At 33.4% G+C, this 26,149-nt stretch carries 23 protein-coding genes; 12 read left to right on the plus strand and 11 right to left on the minus strand.

All coding sequences use genetic code 11. The annotated features are described in order from the left end of the window. The first annotated feature begins 52 nt into the window (after positions 1-52). Positions 53-2,332, plus strand: a complete 2,280-nt coding sequence (locus tag JC605_RS04640) for a helix-turn-helix domain-containing protein (RefSeq protein WP_198855078.1) — start codon at positions 53-55, stop codon at positions 2,330-2,332. Positions 2,333-2,410: 78 nt separating this feature from the next. Continuing rightward, complete coding sequence (locus JC605_RS04645; RefSeq protein ID WP_198855079.1) at positions 2,411-3,172, plus strand: hypothetical protein; 762 nt, start codon at positions 2,411-2,413, stop codon at positions 3,170-3,172. A 348-nt stretch (positions 3,173-3,520) separates the two neighbouring features. Here the strand turns inward: JC605_RS04645 and JC605_RS04650 are convergent, their stop codons facing one another. The 3 genes from JC605_RS04650 to JC605_RS04660 all read right to left on the minus strand — a co-directional run bounded on the left by JC605_RS04650 (position 3,521) and on the right by JC605_RS04660 (position 7,254). Further along, complete coding sequence (locus tag JC605_RS04650; protein ID WP_198855080.1) at positions 3,521-4,123, minus strand: DUF6705 family protein; 603 nt, start codon at positions 4,121-4,123, stop codon at positions 3,521-3,523. A 16-nt stretch (positions 4,124-4,139) separates the two neighbouring features. Then, positions 4,140-5,552, minus strand: coding sequence for a hypothetical protein (locus JC605_RS04655; RefSeq protein ID WP_198855081.1), 1,413 nt, complete (start codon positions 5,550-5,552; stop codon positions 4,140-4,142). 730 nt (positions 5,553-6,282) lie between these two features. Next, positions 6,283-7,254 carry an SPOR domain-containing protein gene (locus tag JC605_RS04660; RefSeq protein ID WP_198855082.1) on the minus strand — a complete coding sequence of 324 codons (972 nt, stop codon included), beginning with the start codon at positions 7,252-7,254 and terminating at the stop codon, positions 6,283-6,285. 237 nt (positions 7,255-7,491) lie between these two features. Here JC605_RS04660 and dprA point away from each other — a divergent pair, with 237 nt between their 5' ends. Beyond that, a complete protein-coding gene (gene dprA, locus JC605_RS04665; protein WP_198855083.1) occupies positions 7,492-8,592 on the plus strand; it encodes a DNA-processing protein DprA in 1,101 nt (366 codons plus the stop codon). 17 nt (positions 8,593-8,609) lie between these two features. Here the strand turns inward: dprA and JC605_RS23830 are convergent, their stop codons facing one another. From JC605_RS23830 to JC605_RS04675, 3 genes are all read right to left on the minus strand, one after another. Then, positions 8,610-8,732 (minus strand): hypothetical protein, encoded by a 123-nt coding sequence (locus JC605_RS23830; protein WP_255562385.1) that lies wholly within the window; start codon positions 8,730-8,732, stop codon positions 8,610-8,612. A gap of 79 nt (positions 8,733-8,811) precedes the next feature. Beyond that, positions 8,812-9,309 carry a hypothetical protein gene (locus JC605_RS04670; RefSeq protein ID WP_198855084.1) on the minus strand — a complete coding sequence of 166 codons (498 nt, stop codon included), beginning with the start codon at positions 9,307-9,309 and terminating at the stop codon, positions 8,812-8,814. A gap of 4 nt (positions 9,310-9,313) precedes the next feature. Beyond that, positions 9,314-10,429 carry an acyltransferase gene (locus JC605_RS04675; protein WP_198855085.1) on the minus strand — a complete coding sequence of 372 codons (1,116 nt, stop codon included), beginning with the start codon at positions 10,427-10,429 and terminating at the stop codon, positions 9,314-9,316. Between the two features lie 391 nt (positions 10,430-10,820). Here JC605_RS04675 and JC605_RS04680 point away from each other — a divergent pair, with 391 nt between their 5' ends. Together JC605_RS04680 and JC605_RS04685 are read left to right on the plus strand one after the other, a co-directional pair. Beyond that, positions 10,821-11,675, plus strand: a complete 855-nt coding sequence (locus JC605_RS04680) for a sensor histidine kinase (protein ID WP_233074025.1) — start codon at positions 10,821-10,823, stop codon at positions 11,673-11,675. Continuing rightward, on the plus strand, positions 11,665-12,345 hold the full coding sequence (locus tag JC605_RS04685; protein ID WP_198855087.1) for a LytTR family DNA-binding domain-containing protein: 681 nt from the start codon (positions 11,665-11,667) through the stop codon (positions 12,343-12,345). Before JC605_RS04680 ends, JC605_RS04685 begins: the two co-directional genes overlap by 11 nt. A gap of 54 nt (positions 12,346-12,399) precedes the next feature. Here JC605_RS04685 and trpS read toward each other — a convergent pair whose 3' ends face one another. Next, entirely contained in the window at positions 12,400-13,374 is a 975-nt protein-coding gene (trpS, locus tag JC605_RS04690) for a tryptophan--tRNA ligase (protein WP_111377745.1), read from the minus strand. 212 nt (positions 13,375-13,586) lie between these two features. Between trpS and JC605_RS04695 the strand changes: the two genes are divergently transcribed. Next, the gene (locus tag JC605_RS04695; RefSeq protein WP_198855527.1) at positions 13,587-13,949 is read left to right on the plus strand and encodes a GxxExxY protein; all 363 of its coding nucleotides are present in this window, start codon (positions 13,587-13,589) and stop codon (positions 13,947-13,949) included. A 164-nt stretch (positions 13,950-14,113) separates the two neighbouring features. Next, a complete protein-coding gene (locus tag JC605_RS04700) occupies positions 14,114-14,857 on the plus strand; it encodes a 1-acyl-sn-glycerol-3-phosphate acyltransferase (protein WP_198855088.1) in 744 nt (247 codons plus the stop codon). Positions 14,858-15,420: 563 nt separating this feature from the next. Here the strand turns inward: JC605_RS04700 and recA are convergent. The 4 genes from recA to JC605_RS04720 all read right to left on the minus strand — a co-directional run bounded on the left by recA (position 15,421) and on the right by JC605_RS04720 (position 18,736). Continuing rightward, a complete protein-coding gene (gene recA / locus JC605_RS04705; RefSeq protein WP_125718440.1) occupies positions 15,421-16,428 on the minus strand; it encodes a recombinase RecA in 1,008 nt (335 codons plus the stop codon). A gap of 145 nt (positions 16,429-16,573) precedes the next feature. Beyond that, complete coding sequence (locus tag JC605_RS04710; RefSeq protein ID WP_095930181.1) at positions 16,574-17,083, minus strand: acyl-CoA thioesterase; 510 nt, start codon at positions 17,081-17,083, stop codon at positions 16,574-16,576. Between the two features lie 114 nt (positions 17,084-17,197). Further along, complete coding sequence (locus JC605_RS04715; protein WP_095930182.1) at positions 17,198-17,581, minus strand: DoxX family protein; 384 nt, start codon at positions 17,579-17,581, stop codon at positions 17,198-17,200. A 6-nt stretch (positions 17,582-17,587) separates the two neighbouring features. Next, positions 17,588-18,736 (minus strand): DNA polymerase III subunit delta', encoded by a 1,149-nt coding sequence (locus JC605_RS04720; RefSeq protein ID WP_198855089.1) that lies wholly within the window; start codon positions 18,734-18,736, stop codon positions 17,588-17,590. Positions 18,737-19,170: 434 nt separating this feature from the next. Here JC605_RS04720 and JC605_RS04725 point away from each other — a divergent pair, with 434 nt between their 5' ends. The 5 genes from JC605_RS04725 to JC605_RS04745 form a co-directional block, all read left to right on the plus strand. Further along, the gene (locus JC605_RS04725) at positions 19,171-19,623 is read left to right on the plus strand and encodes a hypothetical protein (RefSeq protein ID WP_198855090.1); all 453 of its coding nucleotides are present in this window, start codon (positions 19,171-19,173) and stop codon (positions 19,621-19,623) included. A 181-nt stretch (positions 19,624-19,804) separates the two neighbouring features. After that, positions 19,805-21,097, plus strand: coding sequence for a hypothetical protein (locus tag JC605_RS04730; protein ID WP_198855091.1), 1,293 nt, complete (start codon positions 19,805-19,807; stop codon positions 21,095-21,097). Between the two features lie 100 nt (positions 21,098-21,197). Further along, a complete protein-coding gene (locus JC605_RS04735; RefSeq protein ID WP_233074026.1) occupies positions 21,198-21,596 on the plus strand; it encodes a hypothetical protein in 399 nt (132 codons plus the stop codon). Continuing rightward, on the plus strand, positions 21,593-23,056 hold the full coding sequence (sprC, locus tag JC605_RS04740) for a gliding motility protein SprC (RefSeq protein ID WP_198855093.1): 1,464 nt from the start codon (positions 21,593-21,595) through the stop codon (positions 23,054-23,056). The genes JC605_RS04735 and sprC overlap by 4 nt, the downstream gene beginning before the upstream one ends. Before the next feature lies 1 nt (position 23,057). Beyond that, a partial coding sequence (locus JC605_RS04745) for a type IX secretion system membrane protein PorP/SprF (RefSeq protein WP_198855094.1) occupies positions 23,058-26,149 on the plus strand: 3,092 nt, incomplete at its 3' end.

Here is a 26,149-nt window from a genome sequence, read left to right on the forward strand (position 1 = left end):
GTTTTTTCTTTTTATAAAAATGCGGTAATTTTATTTTTTTAATACAAGCCCAATGCAGAACGTTTCAGAAGCGGCAGCTTATACTTTGCAATTCATTAATCAGACTCAGAAATCTATTTTTCTTACGGGGAAAGCAGGTACTGGAAAAACTACGCTTTTGCGAGAAATTATCGCGACAACGCATAAAAATACTGTGGTCGTTGCACCAACCGGAATCGCAGCTTTGAATGCCGGAGGAGTAACAATCCATTCCATGTTTCAACTTCCGTTTTCTGCTTTTATTCCGTCTTACGAAGCGAGCGCACAATTTACGGAAACGGTAAAGTTTGAAAACAAGGAATCACTTCGTCGCCATTTCAAAATGAATAACGTTAAACGAAATGTAATCAAAAACATGGAGCTTTTGGTTATTGATGAAGTCAGTATGATGCGTGCCGATTTGTTGGACGCGGTTGATTTTATGATGCAGACGGTTCGAAGAAACACACAGCCTTTTGGTGGAGTCCAGGTTTTGTTTATTGGAGACTTGCTACAGTTGCCACCAGTGATTCGCGATGAAGAATGGCGAACGCTGAAAAATTATTACCGAGGGAAATTCTTTTTTCATTCTCATGTTCTCCAAACGTATCCGCCAATTTATATTGAATTGTCAAAAATCTATCGCCAGACAGACGATGCTTTTATCTCAGTTTTGAACAATCTTCGAAATAATCAGATTACTCCAGAAGACATAGCCATTCTAAATCAGTATGTTAAGCCAGATTTTGATTTCAAAGAGAACAAAGGTTATATAACGCTTACAACGCATAATGCCAAAGCAGATTCTATCAACTCACAGTCAATCAGTGATTTAGATGGTAAAGAATATGTGTATACGCCATTTGTGGTGGGAGATTTTCCAGAAAAGATATTTCCTGTCGAAGAAGAATTGAAATTGAAAGTCGGAGCACAAATCATGTTCGTCAAAAATGATTTGTCTTTTGAAAAAAGATATTTCAACGGAAAGATGGGCGTAATCAAATCGCTTTCTGACGAAGAAATCTTTGTTCACTTTCCAGAAGAGAACATGACCCTTGAAGTTGAAAAGTACGAATGGAAAAATATCCGCTACAAAGTCAACGAACAAACCAAAGATATCGAAGAAGAGGTTTTGGGAACTTTTGCGCATTACCCAATCAAGTTGGCTTGGGCTATTACGGTGCACAAAAGCCAAGGTTTGACTTTTGACAAAGCAGCGCTCGATGTATCGCAAGTTTTTTTACCCGGGCAGGCCTACGTAGCACTTTCGCGTTTGCGTTCGTTAAACGGGCTTATTTTGCTTTCTCCGATGCAGATGAATGGCATTTCGAACGATCAAGATGTGATGGATTACGCTTTGAACAGAGCAACAGAAGAGACTTTGGAGAAAGCACTTCACTTTGAAACCAAAAATTTTATTCATAACTATTTGATAAACAGTTTTAATTGGGGAGAATTGGCGCAAGAATGGCGAAATCATCGTTTTAGTTATAACGAAAATGCTGCTGGCTCCGAAAAAACGAAACATGCAGTTTGGGCACACAAGCGCATGGAAATTATGGAGCAACTTTTAGATCCTTCGCAGAAATTCATTTCGCAACTCAATAAAATTTTCATCAAAGAAACGGTCGATTTGTTTTTTGTGAAAGAAAGGGTAGATGCGGCCTACGATTATTTCTTCAAACAAATGGATAAGTTGGTCGATGATCTAATCTACAAAATGGCTGAAATTCAAAAATTTAAAAAAGTTAAAGAGTTCTATGAAGAACTTAATTTTTTAGAAGATCTTCAAACCAAAGCCGTTTTGCGATTGATGAAAGCCAAGTTATTGATCGAAGTTGTTGTTGCCGGCGAAGAAATCAGTAAAGAAAAGCTGACGTCGCCAAATATTAAAAATTACAAAGCGAACAAAACGGAAAGGATAAGAGAAGAGCTGAAAACGACAAATACAGACATTTTTAGAACAGAAGAACCCGTTGTTCGATACAAATCAGCTAAGACAGAGAAAAACGAGCTTAAAACGGCTAAAAAAACGACAGTCGAAGAAACGTACGATTTGTGGATGGATAAAAATTCTATTGAAGATATTGCGAGAATGCGTAAATTGAATGTTCAAACTATCGAAGGCCATTTGATAAGACTTATTCAGTCGAAGAAAATCGAAATTACTGATGTTCTTCCGTATTATAAAATTTTGGCCTTGCGTGAAGCGTTCCAGTTTTATCAAGAAGAATCTTTGAGTCCTTTGAAAGAAAAATATGGAGATGAATTTACTTGGGACGAATTGAAAATGTTTAAAGCGAGCATAAATTAATTTCTGAAGCGTCCTACGTGAAACACTGTTTTCTGTTTTTCAAAAATCTAATTTCTAACGCATTAAATTATTTTTGACATGAAAACATTTAAAATATTGCTAACAATTTTGGTGTTTAATTCTTCGTTTTTGATTGCTCAGGATTTGAAACCAGAATATCAAAAGTTCATTTCGAAATTTATTTTCGAAGTGAAAACAGCCGATAAAGAAGCAATTGCAAAGCGAATAAAATTTCCGTTCAAGAGAGAATATCCAATTCCGTCAGTAAAGGATAAGGCCGATTTTGTAAAAAGATATAATCAAATTTTTGATAAAGTTCTGGTTGAAAAAATAACAAAATCGGATCCTGCAAAAGATTGGTCAGAAGTAGGATGGAGGGGAATTATGCTCAATCGAGGAGATATGTGGATCGATACAGATGGAAGAATCATCAGTATCAATCATCAATCTGATGAAGAACTGAAAATGAAAAATGCACTAATCGCAAAGCAGAAAAATGCAGTAAATAATTCACTTTCAAAATTTAAAAAACCTGTTGCAATTCTGGAAACATCCAAATTCAGAATTAGAATTGATGATTTAGGAAATGATAATTATCGTTACGCTTCATGGTCCATCAAACAGGAAATGACTGAAAATCCAGATCTTATAATCGAAAAAGGAGTTTTTGTTGCAGACGGAACAGGAGGAAATCATTATTTTGATTTTAAAAAAGGCAATTTCAAGTATAGATGTTATTTTATTGTTTTGGGTCAGAAAGATTCGCCACCTGCAGTGTTGACGGTTTATCAGTCCGGAAAAGAAATTCTATCGCAAGACGCAAAAATTGTTTCACGATAAACAAAAAGCCCGATTCGTTTAGAAACCGGGCTTTTATGTTAAATGGCGAAAATTGCTTTGTCAAGTTCTTGGTAATCTACTGTTTGTTTAGAATCATGGATTTAGTAGGTAATATTTGCGTCGCCAAAGTAGGACATACAATTCTATCTATTAAATTTTGCTATGGCGCCAAAAATAATTTCATCTGTTTATTGCCAGATGATGTTATTGTTGAAATGAAAACCTCTCCAGATTGTCCACAGGTGCTGTTTAGCAGAATAAAAAATAGAATGGTAAGCGTCTAATTTTTCATAGGTTCCATTTTTTAATCCTCAAGTATCAGTAATACTTGAGGATTTTATATATAGGCTATTGTTTTATCATCAAATATTTACCGCCTTTTATAATTGCTGGCTTTGGTTTTGGCTGGCCTTCCCTAACAGCCATTGGTCCCGTATACCAAATTTCTGCGATAATTGCAGGTTTTCCATTGACAGTAGTTTTTCTTATATCAATTTCTCCTACTTGAGGAGACAGTTCATCACTAAAACCTAGTCTAAGGCGTTTTTCATCTGTTGAGCAATCATCGCAGCCTAATACAGTACCTGTCAGAACCCTTTTGCCACTTATATTATTACTGTTGCTTGTCGGAGTTAATCTACTTAATGTGTTGACTTTTTCAATTCCATTTTCAATTAATTGGTATTCTCCAACAATTAAGTCTTCATAATAAGCACCATTCATAGAAGTCTTTATATTTTTCTGGAGTTTTATTTTCAAGGATGTATTGCCATTGGTATACACATAAGTGCCATCATACCCGTTTAACACATTTTTTGTATCTTTATAATATACGCCTCTTATGCCGACAAATCCTTCTTTTGGTGTTGTTATGTCTAATATCTGACTTTGTCCCGAACAGCTATTTAAAAAAATAAAAAATACTGCTAAAAAATTAATATAGTTTTTCATAATCATTTTATTATTGTTAAGTACAAGGTACAAGATTTGCTTTTTTTGTAGTTGGATTAAGTTCTAATTTGCTCCATTTAGTCAATAATGGATCTGCTTTATAAATGGATATGCCAAAAGCGCCAAATTGTTTGAGAAAACTTTCTTCTAAGGCTCCTCCGCTTTCATCATATAATACAGCCTGTTCATCATGTATTTTTTTTAATTTTTCTTTTTCTGACTTATCATTTAAATTTGGATTATTCCAGACTGAATTTACCTTACTGTCTAATAACGCAAAATCGTTAACTTTTATAGAATAAGTATTTACATTCCCGGCTTTATCTTTGGCGACCATTATACAAAAAACATCTTCTTTTCTGCTTGGAGATGCATCATTATAAGCATTTCTTAAAAATTTTACATCTCCAAAAGAAAACATTGCATAGCCATTTTTTGGGTGAGAATGTGCTCCACCAATATATGAAGAGCCTGTTGATAATGGAACTGAAAATTCATCTAGTGATGATATCTGATTATACTCATACCTGTAAGTCCCATCTGGATTCATGAGTTTTTTTACTTCAACACCGTGTTCCAATCTATTGACAGAAGCCATTACTTTTCCCTTTAACCAATCAATACTAGGTTTCATATTTCCTGTTTTTGTAACGTCTATTAATGCTTTCATTTGTCCGCAAGGATCTGTTGAATTTCCATTTTGATCTTCTCCACCTTCAGAACCAGAACCTGTACCTGTACCATGATTGGTATAAGAACCAGCATCTGAGTAATTTGGATTAGTACCACCTGTGCCATTGTAAATAATACCTCCTCCTCCCGAAGGATTTTGATAATTATTGTTTACTACAACTTCTTTTAATTGTATACCTGTATCTGTAGTTCCTCCTCCATCTACATCACATTCTATTCCGGCAGGACAGGCGACTTGATTTGAAGGGGCTTTACCTGTAGTTTGTTTGTTTTTAAGGGCTAAGGTAAGAACACCATTTTCAATAAGTCTATTGTTTTCGAACTTAGCAGTTTTTACAAAACCCTTTTTTAAATCCCACCCTACTATATAGCCATTAAAAGAAGGACTATTAATTGATGAATTATCTGCATCTGGATATATTTCAAAGACCATCGCTTCGTAATTGTTTTCGGATAGTTTATAAATATACAATTTTTGTTCCCAAAGCTCTGTTTGATCTTTTTTTACTTCAATTATAGGAACTATAATTGTTTGTGTTCCATCTTTTGAATTTGTAATTTCTGCATCATTCCAATTGTAATTTAAGTCCTTAAGTAAAGCAAAATTTTCACCTTTTGCTTCATAGTTTTTAAACCATACTTTGGCAGATTGCATAATTTTAGCATCTGTCTGTCCTACATCATTGTCATCTTTTTGACACTTGATAGAAGTAGCAAGAATTAAAAAGACAATCATAAATCTTGCGGCATTCTTAATTTTTCTTCTAATATTTTGGCATTTAAAGGTTAATATTCTATGCAACTATTTAGGATTATAGATGCAATTATAATGATAAAATATAAGAAAAAGATTATTTTTTATAGTTTTATTTGTTAAATAATGTAATATTTATTTTATAAATTTATTTGATTTAGATAAAATAATGCGAGAAGTCTAGGAAAGAAGTATAGGTATCTTACTAAATACTTTTGTTTTGATATTTTGATATCAATTGGAACTCATCAGTACGAATAAAAAAGGGAATTTTAAAGATGAATGTCATTTTACAATTTAGGCGATAATAATAGGCGCCTTAGATGTTATTAAAATATCAATTGGAAAAAGAAATTCTATCGCAAGACGCAAATATTGTTTCACGATAAACAAAAGCCCGATTCGTTTAGAAATCGGGCTTTTGTATTAAATGGCAAGAAGTGCTTTTCAAGTTACTTTTTCTGAGTTATTTGTGTCAATTTTAATTTCTGCGGAGCAATATCGTTCTTCTATGTTTTTATCTTTTTTTTGAAGTTCTTGAGAAAATGAGGTTGTTGTGATTTTTGTTTGTCCAAAGATAACGAATAAGTCGGCAGGAATGTTTCGCGTGGAACTTGTAATGGTTGAAAGAAATATTCAGGCCAATTCCAAATTTGATTCAATCTGGAAAGGCAAAAAAAATCCTGCTCTTTCGAACAGGATTAAAAGTATTTTATAGGTTTTCTACCAGAATCCAAGCTTGTGGATTTTCACCTTTTTGTATTTCTTTTTGAGCTTGTTCAGCTTCTTTCATTGTAGCATAACTTCCGTATAAAACAGGAAATAAACCGTGTTTGTTTTCTTTCAGCATTCTCGCTTTGAAACCATCTTTAATTAGTTGGTTATAAGCTTTTCTAGCATTTTGCTCACTTCTAAACGCACCAGCCATAATGTGATAAGGCATTGTTGGCTCTACAGTTTCGACAGCAGCAGAATCTACAGAAAGAGTTACAGCTGGAAGCGGACTTTTGATAAAGAAAGTTGCTTCTTGAATTTTGTTTTGTACTTTTTTCTGAACAGCTTGTTCTACAACAAGTGTTTGATTGTCAATTTGATTTTGGTACAAAGGATAACCAATGCTTCCTGTAATTCCAAGTCCTAAAACAAGAATTGCAGCATAACGTAAGAATCGATTTGAAGATTTGGTTTCTTCTTCATTTTCGTATAATAAAGTGGCATCTTTTTCTTTTGCTGCAATCTTTTCGATCTTTTTCTCGAAAACCTCTTTTTTCACCATCGGAGAAACAAAAGGACTTAATCCAAAAGAAGTCGCCAAATAATTGGTCTGATCGTTCGGTCTGAAAATTATATTGCTTTCTGAATTTAAGCGCAATTCTCCAATATTTTTTAAAAGGATTACGCCACCTTCTTCCAAAGTTTTTTTCCAATTTAAAACCTCAAAAGCAATTGCGCTAACTGCAAAACCGTAAGATGTTTTCTCAGCTTGAGCAATATGATTTGCTAACAAACCGTCGTTATTTTTGATACGACTGTTGAAAGAAATGGTTTTTTTTGGAGGAAAAAACGAATTAGTGCTTTCATTCAGCTGCGCTGAGTGAGTTTCGGTTAAAAATGCACCAAATCCTGGAACCGTTACACACTGATAACGATACAATAACTGTGAGATATATACTTCGATTTTCATAGTAACAAAGTTATGCATCGCGTATAGTTATCAAAATTTTATTCACAATTTTTATTAACAATTCAGAATTATTTTTATACAATTCGCTTTCAAATATTTAGCTGTTTAGTTTCTGTATGTGAGTTTCGTTTTAGAAAAATTAGATTTTATTTTAACAAGAAATAACTTTGTTTTAATGATATTTGCGATTCAAAAAATCAAAATTATTTTTTCTATTTTACATAATGTTTTAAAAAGATGACCGATCAGGATTTATTTAGTTTACTTGCCTTGTTGAAAGTTGATGGAGTGGGTGATATTTTAGGCAAAAAACTGCTCCACTCTTTTGGATCGGCTTCAGACATTTTTAAAGCCAAAAATTCTCAGCTGGCGGCCGTTGACGGTATTGGATCTGTTTTGTTGAAGAATTTGAAGGACAAAACAATATTTGAAAGGGCAGAGAAAGAATTATTGTTCATTAAAAATAATACAATTCAGGTTTCTTTTTTTCAAGATGAAAGCTATCCAGAAAGACTTAAACATTGTTTTGATGCTCCAATTTTACTTTTTACAGCAGGAAACATAGATCTTAAAAACAGAAAAATAATTAGTATTGTTGGCACTAGACAAATCACTTCTTACGGAACCGATTTCTGCAAAAAGTTGATTGAAGAAATAGCTCCGTTAGATCCAGTAATTGTGAGCGGGTTTGCGTATGGTGTTGATATTGTAGCACATCAAGCGGCTATAGATTATAATTTGCAAACAATTGGCGTCTTGGCTCATGGCTTGAATCAAATTTATCCCCGAACGCATAAAAAATACATGGCTAAAATGGAGGAGAATGGTGGATTTATAACAGAGTTTTGGAGTGATTCAAATCCCGATAAAGAAAAATTTGTTCGTAGAAACCGTATTGTTGCTGGTATGACTGAAGCAACAATTGTAATTGAATCTGCCGATAAAGGAGGATCTTTGATTACTGCAAATATGGCAAATGAGTACAATCGTGATGTTTTTGCTGTGCCCGGAAGAGTCACCGATAAATACAGTCAAGGTTGTAATAATTTGATTAAAACTCAGAAAGCGAACGTACTGACAAGTGCGGCAGATTTAATTTATATGTTGAATTGGGATATTAAAGAAAAACCCAAAAATATTCAGAAACAGCTTTTTGTAGAATTAGATGCTGATGAACAAAAGATTTACGATTTTCTTCAAAAGGCTGGAAAGGAATTATTAGACATCATTGCAATGGAATGTGAAATTCCAATTTTCAAACTCTCTGGAATTCTGATTAATATGGAATTGAAAGGTCTTATACGGCCACTTCCTGGAAAACTTTTTGAATCAATTTAACGCAGAAAATCCTATATTTATTTTCTTGTAAAATGTTTGTACAATCGGTATAAAATATAGATCACCAATAATCCAAAAACGATGTTTAGGATTTGAAATACATACGGTGGAACATTATAATCTTCAATATACTGATCCATCTTTGTTTTTTTAAATGATTAATATACTTAAAGTTACAAAAAGTAAAAGGAACTTTAAAAGAAAAACATTGTTTTGAAATTAAGATTTAGGATAATATTTAGAAATTTCAATAGAAAAAAGAACGCTTGTTATCTTCCATTTTCCATTAATCTTAACTAATTGCCAGTATTCTTCACCCCAATTTGTCATCGAATCTTCTGACCAAAAACTGTAATCGAATGTAACACTGGCAATAACATCGTCATTTTGAATAATTATCTTTTCAAACTTTTCCTCACTTTTTTTGCTTTGCAGAATAGATTGAATAAAGCTACTGTATGTGCCAGTAAAATAATTTTTTGTGATTGTTGGCTTAGCTTCGAGTCTTTTGGCTTGACTTTTTTCTTTGATTACACCAATCCAATTCACGGTTTCTTTAAAAAACAAACTATTAAAAGTTATAGAATCTTTTTTTACAATACTTTGCATAAATACATTTAGTATTTGATGTATTTCTTCTTGATCGTTTAATGTTTGTTGAGCAAAAGTAAAGTTTAAAGAAATGAATGATAATAAAATTGTAATTACTGTTTTCATGTTTTTAAGATTTAATTTTTAGCACATAATTTTTAATTTTTGAAGAAGGTTTTTCTACTAAATATTTAATAAATAAGCTGATTATAATGCAGTTTATAAAACAGATGAGCAGAGCGATTTGTCCTTCGTTATCAATATTTAATTTTTGCAGAACTATTTGAGTTAAGTGAATAATTCCTTTGTGTGTGAGATAGATAGAAAAGGAAAGTGATGCGAGTTGAGTCGATAAAATCGATTTTGAATGGTATAAAAAGCAAGATTTTGAAATGGCAGACATTACAATCAATCCATAGCCAATTGAAACAGTTGTAAATCCAACCGTTGATGCTAATTGTGAAATTTGATTACTGCAAATCCAAAATGAAAATCCAACAATTATTAACCCAATTAAGAATAATTGATTGCCATATGAATTAACTAAATTTTTGAAACGCTTGGAATATTCATAGAAGAATGCAATACCAATTCCAATTGTTAAACCATCTAATCTGGTGTATGTCGGGTAATAAATTTTCATATACCAGATTCTCCATAAATCTGAGCTATTTAGGTTTGGAACGATTAGCAACTGCCATGAAATAATTCTTAAAGACAAAGTGAATAACAAGAGAAAAAGCAGAAAATATTTGATGTAGGATACTTTTTTGAATTTTAAAAATAACAGAAGAATTATGGGAAAAATTAAATAAAATTGCTCTTCTATGCATAAAGACCAAGCATGAGAAAATGTTCCAAAATGGAGAAGATCAAGTCCGATGTTTTGAGTAAAAGTGATAAACTTCCAAAATGGAGGCAGAGCTTCTTTTTCTCTAAAAAAAGGAAAAGTAAAATAAAGAAACAGGGTTAAAGCATAAGCCGGAATGATTCTGAAAAAGCGTTTGATATAAAACTCTTTGAAGCGAATGTTGCTTGAGAATTTAAGTTGTTCAAAAAGCTGTTTTGAAATGAGAAACCCGCTAAGAACAAAAAATAAATCTACACCAGTCCAGCCAAATTGCCCATATTTATCAACCCAATCTGGATGTTGAAACATGCGATAATGATATAATAGAACCATTAAAATTGCTAAAGAGCGCAAATGATCTAGGCCAAGAAATTTTTCAGATGTTTGAGAATTCATTCGTTTTTTTCGGCAAAACTATAGCGAATTTTTTCAGATTTTTTAATGGTATTTGTAAAGTCAGTTTTGATGTTTGAATAACTTAAATTCATATTTCAATGACATTATTTGCAGTTCATCATCAAAATTAAGCTGTTTACAATCAACTTATAAAAAATGAACCCCAATTACCTATTTTTGAAGTATGATAAAGAGTAATTTACACTATAACGTGAAGCAAAGTGTTGTCTTTCAGATTTGTTTTTGGCTTCTTTTTTTTTTAATTGGCGAAGCCAAAATTTATGCTGAATATGAGCATCCGCTTTTTTCTATGATCATTCCGTATGATTTGAGTCATTTGATTTTTCAAATATTATGTTCCAATTTTATTTATTTCATTTTAATAAAAAAGATGTTCTATAAAAAGCATTATTTTTTATTTGTTATTTCAATAATTGCCTGTATTTATTTATTTTCTGTTTTAAATAGAATTTTTGCGATTTATGTCGCCGAACCTTTTTTTATAAATGAACCTCAAGACAATTTAATAAGTATTTTGACAGATTTGAGTTATTTGTTCTGCTATTACGTAGTTCCAATCGTGACGGCTTGTTTTGTTTTTGTTTCCGTAGCATTTATGTTTGATTTAAGGAACGAAAAACAATATTCGGTACAAATACTCAAAGAAAAGGCAGAATTAGAATTAAACGCCTTAAAAACGCAATTAAATCCACATTTTTTATTCAACACGCTAAATAATATTTATTCGCTTTCAATTATTGATTCTGATAAAACATCTGAGTCGATAAGCCGTCTTTCAAATATTTTGGATTATATCTTGTATAAAGGCCAGAAAAAATTAATTCCGATTTCTGATGAATTGAAAGTAATTCATGATTATGCCGAATTAGAAAAACTGAGATATGATTCTAGGTTAGAACTTAAAATTGCGGAGGAAATTAGTGCTTTAAATCTTGTTCCGCCTTTATTGTTTTTATCTTTAGTAGAAAATGCTTTTAAGCATGGAGCAGGAAGCATTTCCGGAAATATTTTTATTTCAATTTTAATTAAAACGGATGCCGAAAAAACGATTTTTAAGATTGAGAATTCTTTTGTTCCGAAAGAAAATAACAATGAAAAAAGTTTAGGCTTAAAGATAATTCAGGAACAATTAAAAATTATTTACGGAGGTCGAAGTTCCAATTTAATTCAAAATCAAGACAATCTCTTTAGTGTAGAAATAATAATTCCAGCAAATGAAAATTAATTGTATTATAGTTGATGATGAACCACTTGCAATTAAACTTTTAGAAAATCATATTTCTAAAATAGAAGAATTGCATTTGGTTGGCACCGCTGGAAATGCTTTAGAGGCTTACAAATTGACAAAGTCTAAAACCGTTGATTTGGTTTTTTTAGATATTCAAATGCCAGATTTAACTGGAATAGATTTTTTGAAATCATTAAAAAACAGACCCAAAACTATATTTACAACCGCATACAGAGAATTTGCAATAGAAGGCTTTGAACTTGAAGCGGTTGATTATATATTGAAACCAATAACATTCGAACGCTTTTTTAAAGCTGTTGAGCGTGTTTTAAGGGAAAATACTGAAAGTAAAGAAGATGAATTTATATTGTTGAAATCAAAAGGACTTCAATATAAAATTTTACTCAAAATGATTTTATTTTTTGAAAGTCAGGCCAATGACGTCAAAGTGGTTTTAAAAGAAGGAAAACCAATCATTGCAAAATATAAAATAAGTGATTTGGAGGTTTTAGAATCGAAAGGTTTTTTGCGTGTTCACCGTTCTTTTTTAGTTAATTTAAAAGAAGTTAAAGCTTTTGGCAATACGGAGTTAATAATCGAAAATTATGCAATTCCAATTGGCAGAAGTTATAAGCAAAACTATGAAAAGTATAAAAGCCGTTTTTGAAATTAAATTTTAAAAAAAACCTAACAGATTTAAAATTCTGTTAGGTTTTATAAATTATTTTTGAAATCCTAAAACCTCTCTAACTTTTGCTAGAACACCATCGGCAATTACAGAAGCTTTTGCAGCGCCTTTTTTCAATAAAGCATCAACTTCTTCAAGGTTGTTGATGTAGTAGTTGTATTTTTCTCTTTCTGTTTTGAATTTTTCAGTAATTAACTCAAACAAAGCTTGTTTAGCGTGACCGTAACCATAGTTTCCACCTAAATAGTTTGCTCTCATTTGCGCAGTTTGCTCTTCATTTGCTAATAAAGAATAAATAGCAAAAGCGTTGCAAGTATCTGGATTTTTTGGTGCTTCAAGAGGTGTACTATCAGTTTCAATACTCATAACTTGTTTGCGCAGAGTCTTATCGTCTAAGAAAATGTTGATGATATTATTGGCAGATTTACTCATTTTCCCCCCGTTCGTTCCTGGAATCAACATGATGTTTTCTTGAATTTTTGCTTCAGGAAGAACAAATGTTTCACCCATTTGGTGATTGAAACGAGCCGCGACATCGCGAGTAATTTCTAAATGCTGCAACTGATCTTTTCCAACAGGAACAAATTCAGCATCATACAATAAAATATCGGCAGCCATTAACATCGGATAAGTGAAAAGTCCAGCGTTAACATCGTCCAAACGATCCGCCTTATCTTTGAAAGAGTGCGCTAATGTTAATCTTTGAAACGGAAAAAAACAGCTTAAATACCAAGTCAATTCTGTAGTTTGAACCACATCAGATTGTCTGTAGAAAGTAACTTTTTCAGGATTTAAACCACAAGCAAGCCATGCAGCAGCAGTGCTATAAGTGTTTTCTCTTAAAGTTTTTCCGTCTTTAATTTGTGTGATTGAATGCAAATCGGCGATAAACAAATAAGATTCATTTGTTGGGTCGTTTGATAACTCGATTGCCGGAATAATTGCTCCTAATAAATTTCCTAAATGCGGTGTTCCTGTGCTTTGAACACCAGTAAGTATTTTTGCCATTCTCGTTTTTTCTGAAATGCAAATGTCGTGATGTTTTTTTTAACTACAAAGTTTGTAGTTTTTTAACGCAAAGAGCGCAAAGGGTTTTCGCAAAGTAAAGAAGTTTTAATTCTTTAAGAAATTGCTTTGCAATAAGTCCGCAAAGCTTTGTTTATAAAATATAAGAAAATATTTATAAATTTAACGTTTTTTAATTATGACAGAAAAACGAAATATCAAATATTGTAATTGGACTAGCCATTGAAATTCATAAAAAACTTGGACCTGGATTATTGGAAAATGTTTATAAAGAATGTTTGTTTTATAAAATTAAGCAACGTGGACTTTTTGTTGAAAAAGAAAAATCTTTGCCGTTAGTTTTTGAAGAAGTTAAGCTAGATTGTGGATACCGCATTGATATACTTGCGGAAAACAAATTGTTAATCGAGATAAAAAGTGTGGAATCTCTTACTGTTAATCATTTAGCTCAAACATTAAGCTATTTAAGACTAGGAAATTTTAAACTTGGCTTACTCATAAATTTCAATGAAATTCTTTTAAAAAATGGTATTAGAAGAGTCGTTAACAATTTATAGATAGAGCTTTGCGAACTTATCGCAAAGCAAACCTTCACAATAATCGCTTCAAAAACTTTGCGAAAATCCTTTGCGAAAATCCTTTGCGTTCTTTGCGTTAAAATAAGCGATGACTAAGAAAAAATCTTTATAATATTCATTTCGGTTTTACTACTTTTGAAGCTATGAAAATATTTAAAATTGCTTTTTGGATTCTTTGGAGAGTTTGGTTTTATGTTTTGATGGCCATTCCGATACTCATTATGTTCCCTTTTCTGGTCGTTTCTATTCTTTCTGAGAAAGGATATCCATATTTCTTTAAAATGGCTCGCATTTGGGCTAAATTTATCCTTTTCGGAATGGGTTTCTTTTATACCGTAAAACGGGAACAGAAGCTTATTAAAGGCAAAAGTTACATGATCGTGGCCAATCATACCTCGATGACCGATATTATGCTTACGTTGGCTATAATTAAAAATCCTTTTGTTTTTGTTGGAAAGAAGGAGCTGGTAAAGATTCCGCTTTTTGGATTTTTCTACAAGAGAACTTGTATTTTGGTTGATAGAAATTCTTCCAAAAGTAAAAATGAAGTTTTTAAAAGAGCTCAGAGTAGATTAAATCAAGGTCTAAGTATTTGCATTTTCCCAGAGGGTGGAGTTCCAGATGACGAAAGTATTTTGCTGGACGAGTTTAAAGACGGTGCATTCAGATTGGCAATCGATCATCAGATTCCGATTGTGCCGATTGTTTATCCAGATAATAAAGAGCGTTTTTCATATACTTTTTTGAGTGGAAGTCCAGGAAAGATGCGCGCTAGAATTTTACCTTTCGTAGAAACAAAAGAATTGACAAGCGACAACAGAAAAGAATTACGAGATCAAGTTAGGAATATGATTTATAATGGTTTAATGGATTATCAAAAGGAATAACCATAAAAACATTATGTAAAATACAAAAGCCGGTAGACTTAATCAGTCTACCGGCTTTTCTTTGAATTAAAAACCCCCTATTTTTATTCAAAAGTTTATTATCTGTGAATTATTTTTTCTGAAATAAAACGCAGTACTTTTTTAAATCTTAATTTGGTTTTTCTTCGGTTTTTATTGTACAACAATTCTATTTTTTCTTTCATGGTTAAAAATATTAATGGTTGATAATAAATAGTTTAACTAAAAACTCAAGTTAATGCCATATTATTATGATGAAGAAAAACTAAAAAGGTTGCGTGTGAAATTTAAAAAAAAAAAAAATTTGATAAAACCCGCTAGATGAAGAAAGCTAACGGGTTTTTACTCAAATAACCAACCAAAGTAAATTCTAAAAAAATACCAATATTGATATATGGCAGTATCAATGGTACACTGTTTTTTTTAATAGATGAAGATTTTGTAGAATGGTTGCGTCAAAATTTCATCTTATTTTTAAAAACAAAAAAACCGAGAGATTGTAAAAATCTTCTCGGCTTTTTAATAGTCTTTTTTTGACTTATTTTTTAGGCATTTGCCAATTCTTTTATGTGTTCTTTAATTTTAATTTCCAGTTCTTCAGCAAGTTCTGGATTATCTTTAATTAAAGTTTTAACTGCATCACGACCTTGACCTAGTTTTGTATCGCCGTAGCTGAACCAAGATCCTGCTTTTTTAACGATATCAAATTCAACAGCTAGATCTAAGATTTCACCCGTTTTAGAAACTCCTTCTCCGTACATAATGTCAAATTCGGCAGTTTTAAAAGGCGGTGCTACTTTGTTTTTAACAATTTTAACTTTAGTTCTGTTACCAATTACATTTTCACCGTCTTTAATTTGTGCTGAACGACGAATATCTAAACGTACAGAAGCGTAAAATTTAAGTGCGTTACCTCCAGTTGTAGTTTCTGGATTTCCGAACATAACACCAATTTTTTCACGAAGCTGGTTGATAAAGAAAACGGTACAATTTGTTTTACTGATAGTTCCAGTAAGTTTTCTTAAAGCTTGAGACATTAAACGTGCGTGAAGACCCATTTTAGAATCTCCCATTTCGCCTTCAATTTCACTTTTTGGTGTTAAGGCTGCAACAGAGTCAATTACAACAATGTCTATAGCTCCAGAACGAATTAAGTTTTCGGCAATTTCTAAAGCTTGCTCTCCGTTATCTGGTTGAGAAATGATTAAGTTCTCGATATCAACATTTAATTTTTCAGCATAATTTCTATCAAATGCGTGCTCAGCATCGATAAAGGCAGCAATACCACCTGCTTTTTGAGCTTCTGCAATTGCGTGAAGCGTCAAAGTTGTTTTTCCAGAAGATTCTGGACCGTATATTTCGATGATTCTTCCTTTTGGATATCCATTAACACCTAGAGCTAAGTCAACACCTAATGAGCCAGAAGAAATCGTTTCTACTTCTACAATGGCTCTGTCGCCCATTTTCATTACGGTTCCTTTTCCGTAGGTTTTGTCAAGTTTATCAAGCGTTAATTGTAGCGCTTTTAATTTGGCTTCTTTGTCTGAACTCATTTTTTTCTTAATATCTAAAATTATTATTTTGTCTTTCTGGATAAAAATAGGAAAATTCTCCTATAACTTTATTGATCAGTTTTATAATTTGTAAAATTACTTCTTTTTTTGAAGTTTGATTGTTCCAAATTGTCACAAAATCAGTCTATAAAAATAAAGCCTTTAATTCTGTAGCGTCAGATGGTTTTATTTTGCCTGCAAGCAATAAACTCAATTGTTTACGACGAAGCGCGGCATCAAAACGTTGGATTTCTAGTTCGGTTTCTGGAATAATTGCTGGTACTTCAACAGGTCTTCCAGTGTCGTCTACAGCTACAAAAGTGTAGATAGCTTCATTGGCTTTTGTTCTATTTCCAGATTCGCGGTCTTCTACCCAAACATCAATAAAAACTTCCATCGAACTTTTAAAAGATCTTGAAACTTTAGCCTCTACGGTTACAACGCTTCCAAGCGAAATTGCTCTGTTAAAAGCAACGTGATTTACAGAAGCCGTTACTACAATTCGGCGTGAATGTCTGCGAGCTGCAATACTTGCTGCGCGATCCATTCTGGCTAATAATTCGCCACCAAAAAGATTGTTTAAAGGATTTGTTTCGCTCGGTAAAACTAAATCAGTTAAAATAGTTAGAGATTCTGAAGGATGTTTTGGATTCATTTTTTGAATAATAAATTTTGTTTTTCAGCCACAGATTTCACGGATTAAAATGATTAAAAAAAATCTGTGAAAATCTGTGAAATCTGTGGCTAACTTTTTAATAATTGAAACTGATTAATTCAACCAGTAAACAGCCATTACAGCTGGTATAAAATATATAACAATGGTTCTCGCACCATCGTAATCTTTTGCAAGTCTTTGTCCGAAAAGCATCATTAACAAACAAATACATGAAAATATAGCTCCGTAAAAACCAAATTCTCTTCCGTTATTTGTGAATAATTGAATACCTCCAACAACGCACAAGATTCCAGAAATTAATTCTAAAATTAGTAAATGTAAAAGAGCTAATGGAACTTGATTTTTTAATGGAGTTTTGGCAAAATGCTCTTTAAGCCAAGCTACATTATCTTTCCAATAAAAAATTTTTTCGTAACCTGATTGTAAAAAAGTTAAAGCTAGAAAAGCTAAAAGTAGAATTGAGGCAACATTGTTCATTATGAATTATTTTTTATGAATTAAACGAGTCAACTTGATTGATAAATCGGTGAGGATTATTTTCGCATTTCCATTTCTTTCAATATGATACATGGCATCTGAAAGTTCTTTGAATATTTCGTGAATGTTATTTCCGTTTACGAAGGGAGCAAAATTTTCCAATTTAAATTTATCCACTTTCGGTTCAATGTAAACTAAACTTTGTGCTTGGTAATTTAACATCAAGGCTTGTCGGAACATTTCGATACAGTATTGAATAAATTTTTTCTGACTTTCGCGTCCTAGCGCAGCAATCTGTTCACTCCAAGTAATTAAATCTTGAATAGCCGCAGCATTTCCTTTTGCTCTAAAAGCGGCGCGAACCCAATTGACAAACCATTGCTCGAATGGAAGATCATCATCATCTTCTTTTAATAAGTGAAGTGCTTTATTAAAATTTCCTTGTGCTTGATGCGCAATTTTTTTGGCTAGATTCGAATCTATATTTTCTTGTGCAACTAAAGCCTCAGCGATTACTTTTTCTGGAAGTCCGTTAAAGTGAATTACCTGGCAACGTGAACGTATGGTTTGGATAATATCTTCTTCATTTTCAGAAATCAGAATAAACATTGTTTTGTCTGATGGTTCTTCTAAAAGTTTTAAGAGTTTATTTGATGCTGCAATATTCATTTTATCTGCCATCCAGATAATCATGATTTTATAGCCGCCTTCGTAAGATTTTAGCGAAAGTGATTTTAAAACTTCCTGTGCATCTTCTACACGAATTTCTCCTTGTTTGTTTTGAACACCCAAAATTTTATACCAGTCGAATAAACCTCCGTAAGGCATTTCTTGAATAAAACCGCGCCAATCCTGAATGAAATCTAAACTCTTAGGTTTTGTCTTTACATCTTCGGTGGTAACAGTTGGATAGATAAAATGCAGATCGGGATGAGATATGTTATCAAACTTTAGATTACAAGAATCGTTTCCGTTTGAATTTTCGTCGCCGGTATTGTTGCACAAAATGTATTGGGCATAGGCAATGGCGGTAATTAATGTACCACTTCCTTCCGGACCAACGAATAATTGTGCATGGGGAATTCTACCAGAAGCAGCACTTTTTATCAAGTGGCTTTTGATATAATCTTGCCCTAAAATTTGAGAAAATTGCATTGGGCAAAGATAGAAGAAAATGTGTAGTCAAAAATTTTAGAGATAAGATTATTTCGTAGTTATAATTTTCAAATTTAGAAATCGAATTTTCAAAATTTTTCTCGTCACTTTCGACAGAATTTTGTTAATAAATATCTTCAAGTTAGTAAATATCAAGATGTTTTTGTTAATATTTTTTTCCGAAAATCGTCAAACGAAGGTTTTTTTTGGTTATTTATAGAGTCAAAATCTTATTTTTTATAGTTAATATCTTACGGATTTTTAATTAACATTTTTAACAAAAAGCCCGTTAAAACGCACATTTTCTCGACATAACACTGGTTTTTAAGGTTTTTTTAAGATATTTTTTTGAAAAAAAAATCCATTACAGTTGTAATTTAAGTTAATTTCTATATTTTTGTTTTTATCAACAACCAATTATAAAATAAGAATCTATGAAAGGGAAAATTATTCTATTTAGTGCTTTTTTTATCTTAACTACTGCGGCTGTTTCAGCACAAGCTAAAAACGCACCGAGAAGTATTATCAGTACAACTGCTCTTATCCGAAAATACCATGATCAAAAAGAATTGAGTGGTATGCAAAAGGGTGAACTTTTGGAATTATACATCGAGCGTATTAAAGTATTAGTTAAAACTCTCCCTTACATTGCTTTGGTTACTAAACCAGGTGTTACTATGGCAGACTTAGGTATTCCAGACGATAACGAACACAAAAAAGTTTTAGATGCTCAGGCAGTTGGTACAACAACTTTCTTGGATACTACGGTAGATTTTCAAAGAAAAATGATGCCTTACTCTGATAAAGGAAATCTAATCGCTGCAATCTTATTCTACGAAAGTACATTGAAATCATTACACGAGTTCAACGATTTGAACGAAATGTAATAAAGCATTTTTTAAAATCTTTTTTGAGAAAGTCTAAGTGAATACCAGCTAGGCATTCTTAAAAAACAAAATAAAAAAACAACTCATTCTCGAGGGTCCTGAAAAACTTCAGAAAACTCGAGAGGAGTTTTTGCATTTACGCATACCCAAATTTATTATTAACCGTAATACCCCCCTTATCATGAAAAAAATTACTCAATTGATCTGCGTTCTTTTGACAGTAGCGAGTATGAATGCTCAACAAGAGAAAGGAATTATGGGCTACACCAATTGGTTAAACAACTGGACTGAATTTAAGCCTAATAAAGTTGATTATGGAGAAGCAAACCAAATTTTGGCAGGAAATATTTCTGTTAATACCAAATTGCTAAAAAGAAACATCTACGTTCTACAAGGAAACGTTTATGTTACAAACAATGCTGTTTTAACAATCGAACCTGGAACTGTAATTATTGGTGATTTCGAAACAAAAGGAACATTGGTAGTTACAAAAGGTGCTCAATTAGTAGCTGATGGTTTAGAAACAGATCCAATTGTATTTACTTCAAACCGCAGTATGAAAAAAGCTGGTGATTGGGGTGGAATTGTAATTCTTGGAGATGCACCAATTAACAAATTCGGAAATGTAGGTTCTTATAACCTTGATCTTGATCCTTCAATGACTACTTACGGTGGAGACAATGTAGCTTCAAACTCAGGAATTTTAAGATTCGTTAGAATTGAATTTGCTGGTAAAAAAGTAAAAGGAGCCGATACTTTCAACGGTTTGACTCTTGCTGGTGTTGGAAGCAAAACAGTTCTTGAAAACATTATGGTAAGTTATGCTGGAGGAGATTCTTTCGGAATCTTAGGTGGTGACTTAAATGCTACAAAATTCGTATCTTATAAATCAGTTAACGACGACTTTAAATTTTCTCAAGGAGTTCAATGTCGTTTCTTCAACTCTTTAGCAGTTAGATCTTCTTACTTCTCTAGTACTAAAGATGGATCTCGTTGTATGGAGGTTAAATCTTATGAGAAGAAAAGTGAAACAGATTTCACTAAAAAACAAACTTTAGTTGTTGCAAGTAATATTACAATGGTTAACGACAGTGAAAACATTAAAGCTGATATTCAAGCAGGTTTAGTAAAAGAAGCTGTTTATGTAGCAGAAAATGCTTCTCTTGAAATGAAAAGAAGTGTAATCTCTGGATTTAACCCTGCTGTATTATTAGATAGCAAAACTGAAATCAATGATGCCAACCTTAAAAAAATCAAATTTGAGGAAATGTATTTCAACTTATGTAATGGAAACATCTTTACAGAATACAATTCTAACAATGAAGATTTAGAAAGCTGGTATGGAAACAGTGTGTTCTTTAACGTGATGTCACAAAGTGACAACAAAGAAACATTCATTGACATCTTCAATCCTAAAAAGCCAGATTTCAGATTACAATTAGGAAAAATCACAGCTTCTAGCGGTAATAGATAAATAGTTTCGATTTTTATTTCCCACGCGTAAATTTTATTAATTAAGTCCCCAGACACAATTTATGTATCGTCTTACGGGCCCAAATAAAGATCAAGACATAATGGTATCTACGAAAAAATATTTTTTATATATAATATTTTTGGTTTCGCCTATATCGTTAACTCTATATGCACAGAATACAGCAGAAAAACCTACTGAGGCTGCTGATTCTGAGTGTGTGTTAACTATGGCTTTTAATAACCAAAACAACAATACTAATGCTGTTGAAAACGGCAATTTTAATCAGTTTATAGTAGGGATGTCCACCCCCAAGGACAGCCTTACTATAGCGGCTGAGTCAAATACTGTATCTAACGATTGTGAAGAGATTTCATCGGTTGCGGCTACTTCAATTCTAGCAAAAGAAGTAATTGAAAACTACAAATATGATTTCTCAGAAACATTTATAGATATCTTGTTTTTTGAGCGTATAGATCTAGCAAGAACACGCACTATATGATTCAAAAAATTACTTTATCTTTTTTTAAAGTTTTACTATTATTCAGCATAATCTTTTTTACTGAATCGAATACTTATGCGCAATCATCAATATCTCCTCAACAACTACCTTTTAAAGATATTTGTGCTGGAGATATTGTTAATGGCGCTAAATACAATGAATATCTAGCAACTTTTTCATATTTAAATTTTGCTTCAAATGTTACTTTTTCTGTTCAATTGTCTGATGAGTTTGGTAGTTTTACCAATCCAACAGCTACTACTACTCTAGATGTTATTCAATTATCAGGAACAGAACAAACCATTAAATTTGCAATTCCTACGACACTAAAAGGTTCTAATACTTACAGTTTAAGAATAGTAAGTAGTAACGGAATTAATAGTCCTAGAGCACAAAATTTTTCAGGGTCATATTCTTTTTCAGTTTTCTACAAAGATTATGTGTCTTCGTTTTTAATAAATCAAAATAGAAATACTGCCACTTTCTGTTCTGGAGGCAGTTTTACTTTGTCAGTTGATAATCTTACTCCTGAAGTGCCAGAATCATCACCTGCAAACTATTCGAATATTAAATACAAATGGTACAAGGATGATGTTCTAATTTCAGGACAAAATTCGTCTTCTTTAGTAGTAAATGCTGCAGGTGTTTATTATGCAGAACTTGATTATGGCCAATGTTCGAATGTGAATTTCAGTTCAAATAGAGTTACAGTTTCTTCATCATCTTCTGGGTCTGCAATTACAATAAACTCATCTTTAGGAAATCCTTTTTGTGCCAGTGGTTCAGGAACGATTTTAACTGCTACATCTGGTAACAGCTATCAATGGAAAAAAGATGGTGCAGCCATAACGGGAGCTACTAATCGTACTTATAGCACTAACGAGTCTGGTGTTTATTCTGTAGACGTAGATTTTGGCGGTTGTATAGCAACAGGAAGCATCGATTTGAAAAGCAATAGTTTCAACGCAAGCATTGACGCTCAAGACGGATATAAATTAAATGAAGGCGAGACGATAACAGTTACTATAACTACAGACGCAACAAATCCGACTTATGAGTGGTATTTGAACGGCAACTTAATTCCTAATGAAACATCGCCATCATATGTGGTAGCTGTTAAAGGTATTTATAAAGCAAAAATTGCTCAGGCATCTGGCTGTGTTGCTAGTAAAGAATTTTCATTCAAAATAAATGGTGATTCTGCATCATCAAGCGTTATTCCGAACATTATTAAGTTAAGCGGAATGAATCCTTATTGGAATATTCCAGATGAGTATAAAAATGCAAATACAAAGGTAATGATCATTAGTTCAAACGGAGAGATGGTTTTGGATGTCGTGAATTACCAAGGCGATTGGCCTCAAAACAATATAGATTTTAAGAATGTAAATCCCGTTTATTACTATGTCATTCAATCCGACACAGGTGAAAAAAAAGGATCAATAACTGTTATAAAATAATATGAAGAAACTTTTACTATTCATCACTTTATTTTACGGTTTATCAAATGTACTCTATTCTCAAAGCGCTAGCGAGGATGGAGTTGTTTCGTTTTCATTACCTATCAGAAATTCTTTAAAGTTTAATAGATATATAATTAACCCAACATTCAGCTTTGTTAGAGAATCAAATCCATATGTAAGTTTCTATAACAAAAGGCAATGGGTTCAATTTGAGAATAACCCACAAACTTATTTTGCTACTTATTCAGGACGTTTTAGAGAAAACGAAGCATTTGCTGTTGGTCTATTTCAACAAAATTATGGTCTTATGACTGTTTTTGGAGGAATTGCCAATTTCGCTCATAATATCGTTCTGGAAGAAGATAGTAATTTGACTTTTGGTTTAAATGCGGGAATTTATCAAAGCGGTCTTAATACAGGAAAAATTATATCAGATGATTCAAGTATTCTAACTGGAGATTTTCCAAAAAGTACACTTTTAACGGTAAATCCAGGGATTAACTATGGTACTACTTTTTTTGATTTCGGAGTAGCGATTAACAATTTAGTGCTTTACAATTTTGGATCAGGAATGGTAAAAGAAGATCCAGAAAGAGCAATTCAATTGCACGCCATGTACACGGGATACATTGACAGTTATGGTTTTTTTGACAGAAGTAAATTTTCTGGAATTGTTAGAACAGAAATTAAAAAAGATAAAACAGTTATTTCAGGTCTAGGAATGTTAGCACTTCAGCAAGGAGTTTGGGCACAATTAGGCTATAATACATTGTATGGAGTTTCTGCAGGACTTGGGGTTAATATTTCTCCAAGTATTGCTATTGAATACAATTACGAAAGAGGAATGGGCAATTTCTCTAATTTGGGCGGTTCTCATGAATTTGCTATTGCTTACAAATTCAAAAATAGAAATTACTATTACGGAGATGACGATGAGGGTTCTCTAATTGATCCTTCAAAACCAAAACCAGTTCCAGCTAAACCAAAATCTCAAGCAACTCAAGTTAATAGAACTGAAATTGCTGAAAAGAACAGATTAGCTGCTGAAGAAAAAGCAAAAGCCGATGCAGAAGCAAAACAAGCAAGATTGGCAGCAGCCGAGAAAGTTAGAGCAGATGCAGAAGCTGCAGCAAAAGCAAAATTAGAAGCAGACAATAAAGCTAAAGCAGATGCTGAAGCTGTTAAAATAAGATTAGCTGCTGAGGCAAAAGCAAAAGCCGATGCCGCAGCTGCTGCGAGAGCACAAACTGTAACGGCAAACAGAGCAGTTGCTACAACACAAAAAACACAAGCTCAATTGGCTGCTGATAAAGCAAGAGCTGATGCAGAAGAGCGCAGATTAAAATTAGCTGCAGATAACAAAGCGAGAGTAGATGCTGCGGCAGCTGCGAGAGCACAAGCAGTGGCAAATAAGCCAACAGCAACAGCAGCACAGAAAACACAAGCTCAGTTAGCTGCCGATAAAGCAAAAGCCGATGCAGAGGCAATGAAGTTAAAATTGGCTGCAGATGCCAAAGCGAAAGCTGATGCAGAAGCTGCGGCTAAAGCAAAAGCAGAAGCTGCAAAACCAGCTTCGGCACCGCAAAAAACAGCTGCCCAATTAGCTGCAGATAAAGCACAAGCTGACGCAGAGGCAATGAAATTGAAATTGGCAGCAGATGCGAAAGCTAAAGCGGATGCAGAAGCAGCTGCGAAAGCAAAAGCAGAAGCCGCAAAAGTGGCAGCTCCAGCGCCGCAGAAAACAGCTGCACAATTGGCTGCTGACAAAGCAAGAGCTGATGCAGAAGCTGCAGCAAAAGCAAGATTAGCTGCTGCAGAGAAAGTGAAAGCTGATGCAGAAGCTGCAAGACAAGCTAGATTGGCCGCAGCAGAAAAAGCTAAGGCTGATGCAGAGGCTGCAAGATTAAAATTAATAGCAGACAATAAAGCGAAAGCCGATGCTGCAGAAGCAAAACGTAAAGCTGACGCCAAAGCAAAAGCAGAAGCGGCAGACATGCAGTCAATATTAGCGGCAGATGCTAAAGCAAAAGCAGATTCAGATGCATTGCAAGCGAGATTAGCGGCAGATGCTAAAGCAAAAGCAGCTGCAGAGGCTAAGACTAAAACGTCTATTGATGCTGCAAATAGAGCTAAAGCAGCAGCAGATTTAAAAGCAAAACTTGCTGAGGAAGCTGCTCTTAAAGAAAAAGCAGCTGCAGATGCAAAAGCAAAAGCAGATGAAGAGGCAAGACAAGCACTTATAGCCGCAGAAGCAAAAGCAAAAGCTGATGCAGAAGCACTAAAAATAAAACAAGCTGAAGAAGCACGCCAAGCACAATTAGATGCTGAAGCAAAAGCAAAAGCCGATGCAGAAGCGCTTCAAGCTAAACTTGTTGCAGATGCCAAAGCGAAAGCTGATGCAGAAGCAGCGGCAAAAGCAAAATTAGAAGCTGAAGCGAAAGCTAAAGCCGATGCAGAAGCAGAAAAAGTGAGATTGGCAGCGGAAGCAAAAGCACAAGCTGATGCAGAAGCTGAGAAGGCAAGATTGGCTGCAGATGCCAAAGCAAAAGCAGATATGGAGGCTTTACAAGCTAAATTAATTGCTGACGCTAGAGTGAAGGCTGATGCAGAAGCTACAGCAAAAGCAAAAGCTGAAGCAGAAGCGAAAAAATTACAAGAAGAAGAAGATGCACGTCAAGCGAAATTGGCTGCAGACGCAAAAGCAAAAGCTGATGCAGAAGCAGAGAAAGCAAGAGTAGCGGCAGAAGCGAAAGCAAAAGCTGACGCTGAAGCAGAAAAAACAAGATTAGCCGCAGAAGCAAAGGCAAAAGCCGATGCAGAAGCATTACAAGCTAAACAAGCTGCTGAAGAAAAAGCAAGAGTAGAAGAAGAAGCTCGTCAGGCGAAATTAGCAGCAGATGCGAAAGCAAAAGCTGATGCTGAAGCAGAGAAAGCTAGATTGGCGGCAGAAGCAAAAGCAAAAGCCGATGCAGAAGCATTACAAGCTAAACAAGCTGCTGAAGAAAAAGCTAGAGTGGAAGAAGAAGCTCGTCAAGCGAAATTAGCAGCAGATGCGAAAGCAAAAGCTGATGCTGAAGCAGAGAAAGCTAG

It is taken from the genome of Flavobacterium sp. IB48 (assembly GCF_016405855.1).
Classification (GTDB): Bacteria; Bacteroidota; Bacteroidia; order Flavobacteriales; family Flavobacteriaceae; genus Flavobacterium; species Flavobacterium ginsengisoli.

What these genes read in the sequence shown, in the direction of transcription:
- JC605_RS04640 (WP_198855078.1), top strand. Translation starts at nt 53, where the DNA reads ATGCAGAACGTTTCAGAAGCGGCAGCTTATACTTTGCAATTCATTAAT.
- JC605_RS04645 (WP_198855079.1), top strand. Translation starts at nt 2,411, where the DNA reads ATGAAAACATTTAAAATATTGCTAACAATTTTGGTGTTTAATTCTTCG.
- JC605_RS04650 (WP_198855080.1), bottom strand. Translation starts at nt 4,123, where the DNA reads ATGAAAAACTATATTAATTTTTTAGCAGTATTTTTTATTTTTTTAAAT.
- JC605_RS04655 (WP_198855081.1), bottom strand. Translation starts at nt 5,552, where the DNA reads ATGATTGTCTTTTTAATTCTTGCTACTTCTATCAAGTGTCAAAAAGAT.
- JC605_RS04660 (WP_198855082.1), bottom strand. Translation starts at nt 7,254, where the DNA reads ATGAAAATCGAAGTATATATCTCACAGTTATTGTATCGTTATCAGTGT.
- dprA (WP_198855083.1), top strand. Translation starts at nt 7,492, where the DNA reads ATGACCGATCAGGATTTATTTAGTTTACTTGCCTTGTTGAAAGTTGAT.
- JC605_RS23830 (WP_255562385.1), bottom strand. Translation starts at nt 8,732, where the DNA reads ATGGATCAGTATATTGAAGATTATAATGTTCCACCGTATGTATTTCAA.
- JC605_RS04670 (WP_198855084.1), bottom strand. Translation starts at nt 9,309, where the DNA reads ATGAAAACAGTAATTACAATTTTATTATCATTCATTTCTTTAAACTTT.
- JC605_RS04675 (WP_198855085.1), bottom strand. Translation starts at nt 10,429, where the DNA reads ATGAATTCTCAAACATCTGAAAAATTTCTTGGCCTAGATCATTTGCGC.
- JC605_RS04680 (WP_233074025.1), top strand. Translation starts at nt 10,821, where the DNA reads ATGTTCTATAAAAAGCATTATTTTTTATTTGTTATTTCAATAATTGCC.
- JC605_RS04685 (WP_198855087.1), top strand. Translation starts at nt 11,665, where the DNA reads ATGAAAATTAATTGTATTATAGTTGATGATGAACCACTTGCAATTAAA.
- trpS (WP_111377745.1), bottom strand. Translation starts at nt 13,374, where the DNA reads ATGGCAAAAATACTTACTGGTGTTCAAAGCACAGGAACACCGCATTTA.
- JC605_RS04700 (WP_198855088.1), top strand. Translation starts at nt 14,114, where the DNA reads ATGAAAATATTTAAAATTGCTTTTTGGATTCTTTGGAGAGTTTGGTTT.
- recA (WP_125718440.1), bottom strand. Translation starts at nt 16,428, where the DNA reads ATGAGTTCAGACAAAGAAGCCAAATTAAAAGCGCTACAATTAACGCTT.
- JC605_RS04710 (WP_095930181.1), bottom strand. Translation starts at nt 17,083, where the DNA reads ATGAATCCAAAACATCCTTCAGAATCTCTAACTATTTTAACTGATTTA.
- JC605_RS04715 (WP_095930182.1), bottom strand. Translation starts at nt 17,581, where the DNA reads ATGAACAATGTTGCCTCAATTCTACTTTTAGCTTTTCTAGCTTTAACT.
- JC605_RS04720 (WP_198855089.1), bottom strand. Translation starts at nt 18,736, where the DNA reads ATGCAATTTTCTCAAATTTTAGGGCAAGATTATATCAAAAGCCACTTG.
- JC605_RS04725 (WP_198855090.1), top strand. Translation starts at nt 19,171, where the DNA reads ATGAAAGGGAAAATTATTCTATTTAGTGCTTTTTTTATCTTAACTACT.
- JC605_RS04730 (WP_198855091.1), top strand. Translation starts at nt 19,805, where the DNA reads ATGAAAAAAATTACTCAATTGATCTGCGTTCTTTTGACAGTAGCGAGT.
- JC605_RS04735 (WP_233074026.1), top strand. Translation starts at nt 21,198, where the DNA reads ATGGTATCTACGAAAAAATATTTTTTATATATAATATTTTTGGTTTCG.
- sprC (WP_198855093.1), top strand. Translation starts at nt 21,593, where the DNA reads ATGATTCAAAAAATTACTTTATCTTTTTTTAAAGTTTTACTATTATTC.